The 13298-nt window shown below is 74.7% G+C and carries 15 protein-coding genes; 9 read left to right on the top strand and 6 right to left on the bottom strand.

All coding sequences use genetic code 11. The features are described from left to right. Positions 1-14: 14 nt before the first annotated feature. From J3P32_RS10145 to J3P32_RS10135, 3 genes are all read right to left on the bottom strand, one after another. The gene (locus J3P32_RS10145) at positions 15-839 is read right to left on the bottom strand and encodes a sigma-70 family RNA polymerase sigma factor (RefSeq protein ID WP_210439653.1); all 825 of its coding nucleotides are present in this window, start codon (positions 837-839) and stop codon (positions 15-17) included. 117 nt (positions 840-956) lie between these two features. Beyond that, entirely contained in the window at positions 957-1937 is a 981-nt protein-coding gene (locus tag J3P32_RS18490) for a helix-turn-helix transcriptional regulator (protein WP_210439652.1), read from the bottom strand. A gap of 129 nt (positions 1938-2066) precedes the next feature. After that, positions 2067-2777 (bottom strand): GAF and ANTAR domain-containing protein, encoded by a 711-nt coding sequence (locus J3P32_RS10135; protein WP_210439651.1) that lies wholly within the window; start codon positions 2775-2777, stop codon positions 2067-2069. A 161-nt stretch (positions 2778-2938) separates the two neighbouring features. Here J3P32_RS10135 and J3P32_RS10130 point away from each other — a divergent pair, with 161 nt between their 5' ends. Genes J3P32_RS10130 through J3P32_RS10100 form a run of 7 tightly spaced genes read left to right on the top strand, consistent with a single transcriptional unit; the run spans position 2939 to position 9736 of the window. Then, positions 2939-4084, top strand: a complete 1146-nt coding sequence (locus tag J3P32_RS10130) for a glycosyltransferase (protein WP_307861648.1) — start codon at positions 2939-2941, stop codon at positions 4082-4084. Beyond that, positions 4081-5148, top strand: a complete 1068-nt coding sequence (locus tag J3P32_RS10125) for a glycosyltransferase family 4 protein (protein ID WP_210439650.1) — start codon at positions 4081-4083, stop codon at positions 5146-5148. Before J3P32_RS10130 ends, J3P32_RS10125 begins: the two co-directional genes overlap by 4 nt. Beyond that, positions 5145-6176 carry a glycosyltransferase gene (locus J3P32_RS18485; protein WP_210439649.1) on the top strand — a complete coding sequence of 344 codons (1032 nt, stop codon included), beginning with the start codon at positions 5145-5147 and terminating at the stop codon, positions 6174-6176. Before J3P32_RS10125 ends, J3P32_RS18485 begins: the two co-directional genes overlap by 4 nt. Next, positions 6173-7030 (top strand): glycosyltransferase family 2 protein, encoded by an 858-nt coding sequence (locus tag J3P32_RS10115; protein WP_210439648.1) that lies wholly within the window; start codon positions 6173-6175, stop codon positions 7028-7030. The genes J3P32_RS18485 and J3P32_RS10115 overlap by 4 nt, the downstream gene beginning before the upstream one ends. Continuing rightward, complete coding sequence (locus J3P32_RS10110) at positions 7027-7464, top strand: SRPBCC family protein (RefSeq protein ID WP_210439647.1); 438 nt, start codon at positions 7027-7029, stop codon at positions 7462-7464. Before J3P32_RS10115 ends, J3P32_RS10110 begins: the two co-directional genes overlap by 4 nt. After that, positions 7461-9122 (top strand): phytoene desaturase family protein, encoded by a 1662-nt coding sequence (locus J3P32_RS10105; RefSeq protein WP_307807835.1) that lies wholly within the window; start codon positions 7461-7463, stop codon positions 9120-9122. The genes J3P32_RS10110 and J3P32_RS10105 overlap by 4 nt, the downstream gene beginning before the upstream one ends. Beyond that, the gene (locus J3P32_RS10100) at positions 9119-9736 is read left to right on the top strand and encodes a methyltransferase (RefSeq protein WP_307861647.1); all 618 of its coding nucleotides are present in this window, start codon (positions 9119-9121) and stop codon (positions 9734-9736) included. Before J3P32_RS10105 ends, J3P32_RS10100 begins: the two co-directional genes overlap by 4 nt. Before the next feature lie 15 nt (positions 9737-9751). Here the strand turns inward: J3P32_RS10100 and J3P32_RS10095 are convergent, their stop codons facing one another. Genes J3P32_RS10095 through J3P32_RS10085 form a run of 3 tightly spaced genes read right to left on the bottom strand, consistent with a single transcriptional unit; the run spans position 9752 to position 12083 of the window. Continuing rightward, entirely contained in the window at positions 9752-9952 is a 201-nt protein-coding gene (locus J3P32_RS10095; RefSeq protein ID WP_210439646.1) for a CDGSH iron-sulfur domain-containing protein, read from the bottom strand. Continuing rightward, on the bottom strand, positions 9949-10905 hold the full coding sequence (locus J3P32_RS10090; RefSeq protein ID WP_210439645.1) for an iron-containing redox enzyme family protein: 957 nt from the start codon (positions 10903-10905) through the stop codon (positions 9949-9951). Before J3P32_RS10090 ends, J3P32_RS10095 begins: the two co-directional genes overlap by 4 nt. Then, the gene (locus J3P32_RS10085) at positions 10902-12083 is read right to left on the bottom strand and encodes a zinc-dependent alcohol dehydrogenase (protein WP_210439644.1); all 1182 of its coding nucleotides are present in this window, start codon (positions 12081-12083) and stop codon (positions 10902-10904) included. Before J3P32_RS10085 ends, J3P32_RS10090 begins: the two co-directional genes overlap by 4 nt. Before the next feature lie 176 nt (positions 12084-12259). Between J3P32_RS10085 and J3P32_RS10080 the strand changes: the two genes are divergently transcribed. After that, on the top strand, positions 12260-12793 hold the full coding sequence (locus J3P32_RS10080; RefSeq protein ID WP_210439643.1) for a CinA family protein: 534 nt from the start codon (positions 12260-12262) through the stop codon (positions 12791-12793). Positions 12794-12856: 63 nt separating this feature from the next. Beyond that, complete coding sequence (locus tag J3P32_RS10075; protein WP_246850035.1) at positions 12857-13264, top strand: hypothetical protein; 408 nt, start codon at positions 12857-12859, stop codon at positions 13262-13264. Positions 13265-13298 lie beyond the last annotated feature (34 nt).

Raw genomic sequence — 13298 nt, 5'->3', positions numbered from 1 at the left:
CGACGGGCCGGTGGTCAGGCAGCCGGGTTCGGCTCGGACAGGTCGGCGCGGAGCGAGGCGAGGATGCGCGTCAGCACCCGCGACACCTGGGCCTGGGTGAGGCCGACGGCCTCGGCGATCTCCTGCTGCGTCCGCTCCTCGTAGAAGCGGAGCCGCACGATCGTGCGGTCGCGCGGGGACAGGTGCCGCAGCAGCGGCTCGATCATGACCCTGGCCTCGACGCGCGCCTGGGCGCGGTCCTCCTGGCCGAGCAGGTCGCCCAGCGTGGAGGTGCCGTCGGCGACCGTCGCGTCGAGCGAGGTGGGGGTGAAGCAGCCGTCCGCGGCGAGCGCCTCGACGACGTCGGCGAGGTCCTCGCCGAGATGCTCGGCGACCTCGGAGGGCCGCGCCGAGCGACCGAGCCGGGGCTCGAGCTCCTCCTGCGCCGCCGCGATCCGGGCCTGCATGTCCTGCACGCGGCGAGGCGGGCGGATCATCCAGCCGGAGTCGCGGAAGTGGCGGCGGAGCTCGCCGCGCACGGTCGGCACGGCGAAGGACAGGAAGTCGTGGCCGGCCTCGGGGTCGAACCTCTGAGCGGCCTTGGTGAGCCCGAGCAGCGCGACCTGCTCGAGGTCGTCGAGGTCGATGCCTCGGTTGCGGTAGCGGGAGGCCATCGTCCGAGCCACTGCCGCGTTGGTCTCGATCAGCCGGCGGACCAGCTCCTGGGAGTCGACCTCCCGGCGGGCCTCGCGGAGGTCGCACACGATGTCGTCGGTGCGACGTGCTCGTTCCTTGCCCTCCAGGGGCGGGACGGGCGCGGTGGACAGGGTGGTGCGGGGGAACTCAGGTGCGATCGACATGGGGACCACGTGCTCGCTTCCTTAGTCGGTGGCTCTGTGCCGTGGTCTCCAGCCAGAACGTACGTCCAAGGTGCCATGCTCACCGACTGCACAACAGCCGGAAAGCGAAAACACCTGTCAGGATAGGAGTCTTGCGAGCGTCTGTCGAGGGTTCTCCCCGAAGACGCGCCGGTAGTCGGAGGCGAAACGGCCCGGGTTGAAGAAGCCGTAGCGGCTCGCGGCATCGCTCACCGTGAGCGCGGTCCCGTCGCACAGCGCCTGGTGGACCAGGTCGAGGCGGACCTGCTTGACGTAGGCCAGCGGCGTGCAGCCGAGGTGGCGGCGGAAGGCGTACTGCAGGGCGCGCGGGGTGACGCGGCACTCCCGCGCGATGTCGGCGAGGGAGAGGTCCTCGTGGGCGCGCGCCGCGATCACCTCCTGGGCCCGGCGCACGGTGGACTGCGTCGCGTCGCGCCTGTCGCGGGCGCTCTCGCGCGCCGCCGCGTCGCCCACGACGTTGTTGTCGAAGGTGTGCAGGAGGGTGTGGCCGAGCAGCCGCGACGCCTCGCCGTAGGCGACCGGGTCGGCGCTGTCGGGGAACCAGGCGCTGAGCTCGTCCACGGTCGCGCGCCACTGGGCAGCGGCGACCTGCGAGCGCGGGACGAAGCGCTCGAAGGTGAGGTCGTGTCGCGACATCTCGGGGTCCACGTCATGGATCGCCGCGGTCAGGACGTCGGCGGTGATGCTGGTGTTGCGGACGTCGTAGCCGTTGCCGCTACCCGCGAAGGGCTGGTCCCACCCCGCGGCCAGGACGGTGTCGCCGGCTCGGCCGCGGTCGGTCGTCGCGCCGTGGGTGTACTCGATCTCCCCGCGGAGGACGTCGACCACCACGAGGACCGGCATCGCGTCGGCGTCGAAGGTGACCGACGAGCCGATCCTGAGGTGGTCGAAGGCGACACCGTGGCGGTCGATCCGCCGGTGGCTCACCGTGCCCATCCGGCCGCCGAGGTTCAACGACGTGCCGTAGGCCTGGTCCAGCCAGTGGCGTGCCTCCTCGCCGGCGCCTTCGAAGTCGAAGCCGTCGTCCGGCGGAGCGCGCCGAGCACCGAGCTGCTGCACAGGACACACCTCGTGGTGTCGCAGGGACGGCCCTGTGTTTGGAGCCGTGTCCACAGTAGCCCACCCCGGCCGATCCCACCCCTGAGGAGGTGCTGGGGCGTGCGGCGAGGTCGTTGCGTCGGCGGGGGTTCAGTCGTCGGCCTGCTCGTCGGTGCGGTTCTGGGGGATGGCCCGGGTCTCGACGATCTGCGCGGCGACGTCGCGGAGCTTGACGTTGGTGGTCGACGACAGCCGCCGCAGCAGCTCGAAGCTCTGGTGCTGGTCGATGCCGTAGCGCTCCATCGCGATGCCCTGCGCCATGCCGATCACGTGGCGCGAGCTGATGGCGGTCTGCAGCGTGGTCGTCCGGCGCGCCGAGGACAGCGCCGTGGTGGCGTGCACGGCGTAGACGAGCGCGAGGTCGACCACGTCGCGGTCGGCGAACGCGCCGGCGTGGCTGCTGTAGACGTTGAGTGAGCCGAGGGGGACGTCGGCGTCCGCCACCGCCACGGCGAGCAGCGAGCCGACGCCGAGCTCCGCCGCCTTCGGGCCCCACCGCGGGTAGCGCGCGTCGGTGCCGACGTCACCGCTGCGCAACCAACCGCCCGAGTCGGAGATCTCGACGCACGGGCCCTCCCCCAGCTCGTACTGGAAGGAGTCGGCCTCCTCCGCCAGGGAGCCGCTGCTCGCCAGCGTGGTGTGGCCGCGGGCGGTCCGGATGGTGAGGCTGACCTCGTCGGCCTCGGGAACGAGCTCACGCATGCGCGTGACGATGGCGCGCGAGGTCAGGACCTCGTCGGGCTCCTGCTGCAGCTCGGCAGCGAGTGCCGCGAACACGGCCAAGGAGTCGTGGGACGACAATGCAGATCCTCGAGGACAGCAATCTCCGACCCGTGTTCTTGAGTCGCGCACACGTTACCGTGCCGCCCGCCCGCCCCGACACGGACCACCCCGCGAACCACCCTGCGGAAGCACCTGCGCCGTGGACGCATGCGAATCGTTGCTCCGGGGTACTTCGCACCGTGCCCATCTCTGACCTGACCGCGAGTGCACCGCCGGTGTTGCCGCTGCCCCGCTCGCGGGCCTCGATGCTGGTCATCGCCTCGGTGCCTGCCAACCACGTCTACGTGCGCCACATCGCGCCCGAGGACGGTTCCGGGCCGGTGCGACTGCCGGACCCCGTCCCGGAGGGGGCGGCGGAGACGCAGCGGTGGTGGCCGCCGGTGATGCTGGACGCCGCCTGGGCCGACGCCCACGACTTCGACGTCTTCCACGTGCACTTCGGCTTCGACTCCCGCAGCGTCGCGGACCTCGAGGACCTCGTCGCCGTGCTGCGCCGGCGGCGCAAGCCGCTGGTGCTCACGGTGCACGACCTGCGCAACCCGCACCACGTCGAGCGCGAGACCCACGACCGGCAGCTCGACGTCCTCGTCCCGGCCGCGGACGCGCTGGTCACCCTCACCCGCGGTGCTGCCGACGAGATCCGCGACCGGTGGGGCCGCGAGGCGCTCGTGCTCCCGCACCCCCATGTCGTCCCGCTGGACGTCATGCGCCGGGCGGCGGCCATGCGTGACGTCCGCCGCCGGGGGCCCCGCTCGCGCGAGTTCCGCGTCGGCGTGCACGTCAAGAGCCTGCGCGCGGGCATGCACCCGCACGTCGTCGTCCCCGTGCTCGTGGAGACGGTGCGCGAGCTGCCGGGCGCGGTGCTCCAGGTCAACGGCCATCGCGACGTGCTCGAGCCCGGTGGCGCGAGGTACGACGCCGCGCTCGCGGAGGCCCTCCGCGCGCACGCCGCCCGGGGCGAGGTCGACCTCCGGGTCCACGACTACTTCGACGACGACGCCCTCTGGGACTACCTGGCCTCGCTCGACGTGTCGGTCCTGCCCTACCGGTTCGGCACGCACAGCGGCTGGCTCGAGGCCTGCCGCGACCTCGGCACCGCCGTCGTGGCCCCGACCTGCGGCTACTTCGCCGACCAGGCTCCGGTGCTGACCTACGGCCACGACGAGCAGCACTTCGACGCCGCCGGGCTGGCCGCGGCCGTCCGCGCCGCCTACGACGGACGGGTCGCCCCCACCCCCACCGTCGACGAGCGGCGCCGAGAACGCGCAGCCGTCGCAGCCGCCCACGCCCGCCTGTACGAGGCGCTGGTGGAGGGCGCGCGGTGAGGATCTGCCTCATCGCCTCCAGCCGATTCCCCATCAAAGAGCCCTTCGCGGGCGGGCTGGAGTCGATGACGCACACCATCGCGCGCGGGCTGGCGGAGCGGGGCCACGAGGTCACCCTCTTCGCCGGTGCCGGCTCCGACAGCGCGCTCCCGGTGCGGTTCCTGCCGCTCTCGGAGGTGGAGGTCAGCGACACGGCGATGGCGGACAAGTTCGCCCCGGGCGCGGACTGGCTGGCCGAGCACCACGCGTACCTCGCCCTGATGCTCGACCTCGCGCGCACCGGCGCCGACGACTACGACGTCGTGCACAACAACAGCCTCCACCACCTCCCCATCGCGATGTCCCCGGCCCTCGACGTGCCGATGCTCACCACGCTGCACACGCCGCCGCTGCCCATGCTCGAGTCCGCGCTCGCCCTGTGCCCCCGCCCGCCCCGCTTCGCCGCCGTGAGCGACTGGACCGCGACCTCGTGGCGCCACGCGGTGGACAGCGCGGTCGTGCTCAACGGCCTCGACCTCACGGCCTGGCCCCCGGGCAACGGGGGCGGGCCGGCGGTCTGGTCGGGACGGCTGGTCCCGGAGAAGGCGCCGCACCTCGCCATCGACGCCTGCCGTCGCGCCGGCGTGCCGCTGCTCCTCGCCGGGCCGGTGCAGGACCGGCGCTACTTCGAGCGCGAGGTCGTGCCGCGGCTCGGGCCGGACGCCCGGTGGGTCGGGCACCTGACGGGCCGCGACCTCTCCGACCTGCTCCGGGCGGCGTCGGTCGCCGTCGTGACCCCCATGTGGGACGAGCCCTACGGGCTGGTGGCCGCCGAGGCGATGGCGAGCGGCACCCCGGTCGCCACGTTCGCCCGTGGCGGGCTCAGCCAGGTCGTGGCGCCGCAGGCCGGCGTGCTGGCGCCTCCCGGCGACGTGGACGCGCTCGCCGAGGCGGTGCGCTCCGCCGCCCTGCTCGACCGCCGGGAGGTGCGCGCGCACGCCGAGGCCACGTGCAGCGCCGACGTGATGGTGGAGCGCTACCTCGACCTCTACACCGAGCTCGCCGGGCAGGCGGACGCGGCGTGACCGCGCCGGTGGTCGGCTACTACGTCCACCACGTCGGCAGCGGGCACCGGCACCGGGCACAGGTGCTGGCCGCGCGCCTGGAGCGCGAGGGGATCCGCGTCACCGGTCTCTCCTCGCTTCCCCGGCCCGACGGCTGGGCCGGCGACTGGGTGCGACTCGCCCGCGACGACGGCGGCACCGCGGCCGACGTCTCGGCGGGCGGCCACCTGCACTGGGTGCCCCGGCAGCACGACGGGCTGCGCTCGCGGACGGCCGCGGTGTCGGCCTGGATCGAGGCCGCCCGGCCGGACCTCGTCGTGGTCGACGTGTCGGTCGAGGTGGCGCTGCTGGCGCGGCTGCACGGCATCCCCGTCGTCGCCGTGGTGCTGCCCGGGCGCCGCGACGACCCGCCGCACCTGCTCGGCCTGGGCGTCGCCGACGTCCTCGTGGGCTTCTGGCCCGAGTCGGCCGACGGCATGGCGCCCGGACTGCCCGACCACCTGCGCGCGAAGCTCGTGCCGGTGGGGGCGCTCTCGCGCCATCCCGTACGCCGGGACCGCACCGACCGCCGTCCCGGGATCCGCACGGTCGCGCTGCTGCTCGGCACCGGCGGGCACGACATCGACCGCGCCGACGTGGAGGCCGCCTGCGCCGCCACGCCGGGGTGGACCTGGCGCGTGCTGGGTGCGGACCGGTCGACCTGGGTGGCGGACACCGCCTCGGTGCTCGCGGAGTCCGACGTCGTCGTCACCCACGCCGGGCAGAACGCCCTGGCCGAGACGGCCGCGGCCCGCCGCCCCGCGGTCGTCGTGCCGCAGCATCGCCCGCACGACGAGCAGCGGACCACCGCCGCCGTCCTGGCGAGCGGCTGGCCCGCGGTGGTGTGCGGCACCTGGCCCGCGCCCGACGACTGGGCGCCGGTCCTCGACCGGGCGGCGTCCCTCGACCCGGCGCGCTGGGCCGAGTGGTGCGACGGCGCGGCCGCCGACCGGTTCGCGCGGGTGGTGCTCGAGGCTCGCCGCCGCTCCGGGACGGGGGCGGCGTCGTGACCCGCGTCGCCGTCGTCACGATCGCCCACGGTCGGCACCATCACCTCGCGGCCCAGCACCGCTCACTGGCCCGGGGGACCGCCCTGCCCGACGACTACGTCGCCGTCGCCATGGACGACCCGGGCATCACCGACCACCTGGAGGGGACCCTGCCCCGTCGCGTGGTGCGGATCGAGCGCACGCGTGAGGGCGCCCTCCCGCTCGCCGCCGCCCGGAACCTCGGCGTCGCCTCGGCGCTCGACGGCGGCGCCGACGTCGTCGTCCTGCTCGACGTCGACTGCCTCGCCGGTTCGCGGCTGGTGGCGTCGTACGCCGACGTCGTCACCGCGCGGCCGCGGACGATCTGGTCGGGGCCGGTGACCTACCTGCCCCCGCCTCCCGCCGACGGCTACCCCGACGACCCGGAGGCCCTCGACGCCTGGGACGACCCGCACCCGGCGCGGCCGCGACCGGTCCCCGGCCAGCTCGTGGAGCCGCTGGACCCCGACCTCTTCTGGTCGCTGTCCTTCGCCGTCGGCCGGGAGGCCTGGACGCGGACGGGCGGCTTCTGCGAGGACTACGCCGGCTACGGCGGTGAGGACACCGACTTCGCCCGCGCGGCGCTGTCGCGGGGCGTCGCCCTCGGCTGTGTCGGCGCCGCCCGCGCCTACCACCAGCACCACCCGGTGAGCAGCCCGCCCGTCGAGCACCTCGACGACATCCTCCGCAACGGCAGGCTCTTCCACGACCGGTGGGGGGAGTGGCCGATGCGGGGGTGGCTGGAGGAGTTCGAGCGTCGAGGACTGGTCCGCCGCCGAGGTGGGCACTGGGAGAGGGCACGACCGGCACCGGACGCGAAGGAGAGGACTGCATGAGCACGACGAGTCGACCCCTGAAGGCCACCCCGGAGCAGGTGTGGGAGGTCCTCGCCGACGGCTGGCTCTACCCGCTGTTCGTCGTCGGCGCCTCGCGGATGCGCGACGTCGACGAGGCCTGGCCCGCCGTGGGCGCGAAGCTGCACCACAGCGTGGGCACGTGGCCGCTGCTGATCGACGACAACACCGAGGTGCTCGAGAGCGAGCCGGGCAGGCGCATCCTGCTGCTCGCCCGCGGCTGGCCCGCCGGTCAGGCGCACGTCGACATCTCGCTCGAGCCCGACGGCGACACCACCGTCGTGACGATCACCGAGGACGCGACGGCCGGGCCGGGCCTGCTGGTGCCCAAGCCGCTGCGCGACGCGCAGCTGCACTGGCGCAACATCGAGACGCTGCGGCGCCTGGCCTTCGTGGTGGAGGGCCGCGTCAAGTGACCGCCGGGACCGCGTCGTACGACGCCGTCGTGGTCGGCGCCGGGCCCAACGGACTGGTGGCCGCCAACCTGCTCGCCGACGCCGGGTGGGACGTGGTCGTCCTGGAGGCCCAGCCGACCCCCGGCGGCGCGGTCCGCAGCGACCGGGAGGTGCACCCGGACTTCGTGCACGACACGTTCAGCGCGTTCTACCCGCTGGCGCTGGCCTCGCGGGCGATCACGTCGCTGCGGCTGGAGGACCACGGCCTGGTGTGGGACCACGCCCCCGCCGTGCTGGGCAACCCCTTCGGCGAGGGGCAGTGGGCGGTGCTGCACCGCGACCGGGCGGCGACGGCGGCCGGGCTCGACGCGCTGTGCCCCGGCGACGGTGACGCGTGGCTGGACCTGTGCCGCACGTGGGACCGCATCGGGCCCTCGATGGTCGACGCCCTGACCTCACCGTTCCCGCCGGTGCGCGCCGGGGCGCGGCTGCTGCCCGCGCTCGCCCGCGCCGGCGGCTTGGACACCGTCCGCCGCCTGGCGACCCCCGTCGCGTCGCTGGGTCGCGAGCTCTTCTCCGGGCCCGCCGCGGCGCTGCTGCTCGCGGGCAACGCCGGCCACGCCGACTTCCCGCTCGCGTCCCCGGGGTCCGGCGTCTTCGGCGTGCTCATGACGATGCTCGGCCAGACGGTCGGGTTCCCCGTGCCCCGCGGCGGCGCGCAGTCCCTGACGGACGCGCTCGTGGCGCGCTACACCTCGCTCGGCGGCGAGCTGGTGACCGACGCGGAGGTCACGCACGTCGACGTGCGCGACGGCCGCGCGGCTGGCGTACGCACCCGCGACGGGCGGTCGTACGCCGCGCGTGCGGTGCTGGCCGACGTCTCCGCCGCGCACCTCTTCGGCGGGCTCGTCGCCGAGGAGCACCTGCCTCCCCGCCTGGTGCGCGGGATGCGCGACTTCGAGCTGGACCCGGGGACGGTGAAGGTCGACTGGGCGCTGTCGGGACCCGTGCCGTGGACCAACGGCCCCGAGCTCGCGCCCGGCACGGTGCACGTCGCGGACTCGGTGGAGGAGATGACGCAGACGCTCGCCCAGGTCTCCTCCGGCGTGGTGCCGGACCGGCCGTTCCTGCTCACCGGGCAGATGACCGCCAGCGACCCCACCCGGTCGCCGGCCGGCACCGAGTCGTTCTGGGCCTACACGCACGTGCCGCAGCCCGGCATGACCCGCCGCGACGCCGGCGACGAGGTCACCGGCGACTGGGGCCACGACGACGCCGAGCGCTTCGCCGACCGGATGCAGGCCCGCATCGAGGCGGTGGCTCCGGGCTTCGGCGACCGCGTGCTGGCCCGGCGGGTCCTCGGCCCGCACGAGCTCGAGGCGCGCGACGCCAACCTCATCGGCGGCGCCGTCAACGGCGGCACCTCGCAGCTGCACCAGGAGCTGGTGTTCCGGCCCGTCCCGGCCATGCGCGGCCGCGCGGCGACCGGCCTCCCGGGCCTGTTCCTGGCCTCGGCGTCGGCCCATCCCGGCGGCGGCGTGCACGGGGCCGCGGGGGCCAATGCCGCCCGCGCCGCGATCTGGCAGCAGCGCACCGACCGGCTGCGCCCGGGCCGCAGCGCCGCCAAGGGCCGAGCCTCCGGATCCACGACCGGCCCGACGACGCAGGAGACCCCGTGACCGAGCACATGGCGTTCGGCTCGCTGACCATCGCCTTCGACGACCGCGTGCTGCGCCCGCGCGCGTGGACGGCGGCCCAGTCGGAGTGGGCCGCGGACCTCATGGCCACCGCACCGGGCGGTCCCGTGCTCGAGCTGTGCGCCGGCGCCGGCCACATCGGCCTGCTCGCCGTCGCGACGACCGGGCGCCGACTGGTGTGCGCCGACGCCAACGGCGTCGCCTGCGACTACGCCCGGGCCAACGCCGTGGCCAACGGCCTGGCCGACCGGGTCGAGGTCCGGGAGTCACGTCTGCAGGAGGCGCTGACCGACGGCGAGATGTTCCCCGTCGTCATCGCCGACCCGCCGTGGGTGCCGCGGGAGCAGACCGGGCGCTACCCCGCGGACCCGCTCACCGCCATCGACGGCGGCGACGACGGCCTCGACGTGGCCCGCGCCTGCCTGGCCGTGGTCGACGACCACCTGGCTCCCGGAGGCTCGGCGATCCTCCAGGTCGGCACCCGGGCGCAGACCGACGCGCTGCGGTCCGAGCCGTGCTTCACCGAGGGCCGGCTCGCCGTGGTCGAGGTACGACAGCAGGTGCGTGGCGTGCTGGCGCGGATCGACCGGGCCTGAGCGGCCCGGCCGGTCTCAGCCCTTCGGGATGACCTTGTGCGTCCCGTCGCACCACGGCAGGCGGCTGGACTTCTCGCAGCGGCACAGCGCCACGACGGGTCGCCGGACCGGGTGGACGGTGCCGTCGGCGTCCTGCACCGACCGCGCCCCGCGCAGCAGCATTGGCCCGTCGGGGCACAGCACCACCTCGGGGTGGTCGAAGTCGCGCTCCCTCATCGGTCCGCGCCCCACGAGGCGAGCATCGCGGTCGCGAAGCGGGCCTCGACGTCGAGGCACGTCCACGCCCCGAAGAGGATCTCCATCGCCTGGTCCGGCTCGTCCTCGGCGAGGGTGCCGCAGATGTCGCGCGCGGCGAGCTGCTCGTGGATGGCGTCGGCCTCGACGTGCTCGTCGTAGTAGGCGGCCATCGGTCCGTCGAGACCCAGCCGGTCGAGGCCCTGGGCCATCTTCCGCGAGGGGATCGAGCTGGTCATCTCGAACGCGGCCAGGTGGCCCATCGCCGCGCCGCGCAGCCGGCGGTGCAGCCCGAACAGGGAGCCGGCGTTGTTCATCTCGAGGTTCTCGGCGATGGCGTCGTCGATGTACGCGCCGTACTCGGGACGCAGCCCGGCGGCCTCGAGGCCGCGGGCGAACAGGTGGGCGTGGAGCCGGTTGGGGTCGCCGTCGCCGTACTCGTCGTACTGCAGCTCCATCAGCGCCGCCTTGGCGCGGACCGGGAGCCGCGGCACCACGAAGGCCGACGGGTCCGACTCCTTGAGGTGGTAGATCGACCGCTGGCGCAGCAGCTCCAGCACCTGGTCGAGGTCGGCGCGACGCCGCACGTGGTCGGCGAGCGAGGGCCCGTCGTCGGCGGCCACGAGCGCCTCGAGCGCCGCGGGCACGTCGTCGGGCAGGTCGCCCGCAACCGGCCGTGCCGCCTCCCAGCGCGACCGCAGCCGGTCCTCCAGGGCCACCTCCAGCCCGTGGCGCACGTGCAGGACCTCGGGGTCCCACTCGGCGTGGTCGTCGGCGTCCTCGAATCCGCGGTAGGACAGCTCGTGGAGCGTCCACAGCGCGAGCGCCTCGTCCTCGAGGGAGTCGGCGGCGGGCGCGGCGCCGGCGGCACCCGCGTCGGCGAGCCGGGCGACGACCCACTCGCTCAGGCCGCCGCGGGGCTTGGGCAGCCTCACGGGTTGAACACCACCTTGACCATGCCGTCCTCCTTGTCGCGGAACTTGCGGTAGGCCTCGGGCGCGTCGTCGAGCGGGAGGTGGTGCGTGGCGAACGACTCCACGCCCAGGACGTCCTCGTCCTGCTGCAGCAGGTCGAGGATGTCGTCGCTCCAGCGACGCACGTTGGCCTGCCCCATCCGCAGCTGCACCTGCTTGTCGAACAGCTCGAACATCGGCAGCGGGTCGGTGGGCGCGCCGTACACGCCCGAGATGCTGATCGTGCCGCCCCGGCGCACGGCGTCGATGGCGCTGAAGAGCGCGGCGAGCCGGTCGGAGCCGACGTTGAGCATCACCTTCTCCTGCACCTTCTTGGGCAGCAGCCCGAGCGCCTTCTGCGCGGTCTCCGCGCCCGGGGAGCCGTGCGCCTCCATGCCGACCGCGTCGATGACGGCGTCCGCGCCGCGGCCGTCGGTCAGCTCCCGGACGGCGTCGCCGACCCCGTCGACCTGGGTGTGGTCGATCGTCTCGGCCCCGCGGCCGTGCACGCGGGCCAGCCGCTCGCGCACCGAGTCGACCACGATGACCCGCAGCCCGCGGTGCATCCCGATGCGTGCCGCCATGTCGCCGATCGGGCCGGCGCCCACCACGAGCAGCGTGCCGCCGTCCTCGACGTCGGCGTACTCGACCGCCTGCCACGCGGTGGGCAGCACGTCGGAGAGGAACAGGAAGCGGTCGTCCGGCGGGCCGTCCGGCACCTTGATCGGCAGCGTGTCGGCGAACGGCACGCGCAGGAGCTCGGCCTGCCCGCCGGGCACCCGGCCGTAGAGCTTGCTGTAGCCGAACAGGCTCGCACCGGTGCCGGTGTCGCGGTTCTGGGTGGTCTCGCACTGGCTGTGCAGGCCGCGGCTGCACATCCAGCAGGTGCCGCAGCTGATGTTGAAGGGGACGACGACCCGGTCACCGGGCTTGAGGGTGGTCACCGCCGACCCGACGTCGCGCACGACGCCCATCGGCTCGTGGCCCACGACGTCGCCCGCCGTCATGAAGGGGGTCAGCGGGTCGTAGAGGTGGAGGTCGGAGCCGCACAGACCGGTCGAGGTCACCTGGACCACGACGTCGGTGCGCTCCTCGATCTTCGCGTCGGGCACCTCCACCACCTGCATGTCCTGCTTGCCCTGCCAGGTGACTGCCTTCATGAACCGGAGACCTCCTCGGTCTGGACGTGGGTGCGGCCGGGAGCCGCGGGCGTCAACGACGACCAGTGCCCCCGGCACCTGCGGGGCATACGTCGGCGCATGGGCGCACGCACCGGTGGGAACGACTGCGCACCCACGGCCGAGCACAGCCGGTCGCCGAGCGGAAGGACCCCCACATGCCAGACGAGCACCCGGCACCGAGCACCGACGAGGAGCGCGCCGAGCGGGTGGCAGAGCTCGCCCAGTCGCGTGGCCTGAGGGTCGCCGCCGCGGAGTCGCTGACCGCCGGCCGGATCTCCGCCTTCCTCGGTCGGGGCGAGGCCGCCTCGGAGTGGTACCGAGGTGCCGTCGTCGCCTACGACGAGGAGGTGAAGTTCGACGTGCTGGGCGTGACGCGCGGGCCGGTGGTGACCGACAGCTGCGCCCGGGAGATGGCCGAGGGGGTGCGCCGGCTGCTGATGGCCGACGTGGGGCTGGGGATCACCGGCGTCGGCGGTCCCGGGCCCCAGGAGGACCGCCCGCCCGGGACCGTGCACCTGGCGCTGGCCGGCCCGGACGGCACGCGGTCGCTGCACGTGCGGCTGGAGGGGGACCCGTCCGAGGTCGTCGTGGCCGCCACCCGGCGCGCGCTGGACGAGCTGGCGAGCGAGCTGGCGGCCGTGACCCAGGACGGCGCTGGGTCGGCGACGGAGGACCGCCCGGCCGGGTGAGCCGATGCGCCCCGCCGCGCGTCGCACCGCCGGACGGCGGCGGCGGGGTGGTACTCCTCGTGCATGACCCGGACGACCGTCGGCGCCCGGCTGGCGCTCACAGGCGCCGGCGCGCTGCTGCTCGCCGCCTGCGCCGGGTCGCAGGACGCCCCGGCACGGTCCGCCGCGCAGCAGCTGCTCCGGGCCGTCGACACCGGCGACGGGTCGGCGGCGTGCGCCCTGCTCGCCCCGGCGGCACGCGACGAGCTCGAGCAGCAGTCGGGCCGGCCCTGCGAGCGGGCGGTGCTGCAGGAGGACCTCGGCAGCGGCTCGGGCGCGGCGCACGTGGAGGTGTACGACTCGATGGCGCAGGTGCGCCTCGGGGCCGACACGGTGTTCCTGTCCCGCTTCGACGGGCGCTGGCTGGTGGTCGGGGCCGCCTGCACCCCCGTCGCCGGGCGGCCGTACGACTGCAGCGTGGCGGTGCCGTGATGCGGGTGGTCTTCGTCGCCTACCTGGCCGTGAT

The organism is Nocardioides xinjiangensis (assembly GCF_017916385.1).
Taxonomy (GTDB): Bacteria; Actinomycetota; Actinomycetes; order Propionibacteriales; family Nocardioidaceae; genus Nocardioides; species Nocardioides xinjiangensis.
Note: the sequence above shows the minus strand (reverse complement) of the source record. Positions and strands in the feature narration are given on the sequence as shown.

Bases quoted from the DNA above. Each gene is read 5' to 3' on its own strand.
- J3P32_RS10110 (WP_210439647.1), top strand. From the start codon at position 7,027: ATGAGCACGACGAGTCGACCCCTGAAGGCCACCCCGGAGCAGGTGTGG.
- J3P32_RS10095 (WP_210439646.1), bottom strand. From the start codon at position 9,952: ATGAGGGAGCGCGACTTCGACCACCCCGAGGTGGTGCTGTGCCCCGAC.
- J3P32_RS10145 (WP_210439653.1), bottom strand. From the start codon at position 839: ATGTCGATCGCACCTGAGTTCCCCCGCACCACCCTGTCCACCGCGCCC.
- J3P32_RS10075 (WP_246850035.1), top strand. From the start codon at position 12,857: ATGACCCGGACGACCGTCGGCGCCCGGCTGGCGCTCACAGGCGCCGGC.
- J3P32_RS10080 (WP_210439643.1), top strand. From the start codon at position 12,260: ATGCCAGACGAGCACCCGGCACCGAGCACCGACGAGGAGCGCGCCGAG.
- J3P32_RS10085 (WP_210439644.1), bottom strand. From the start codon at position 12,083: ATGAAGGCAGTCACCTGGCAGGGCAAGCAGGACATGCAGGTGGTGGAG.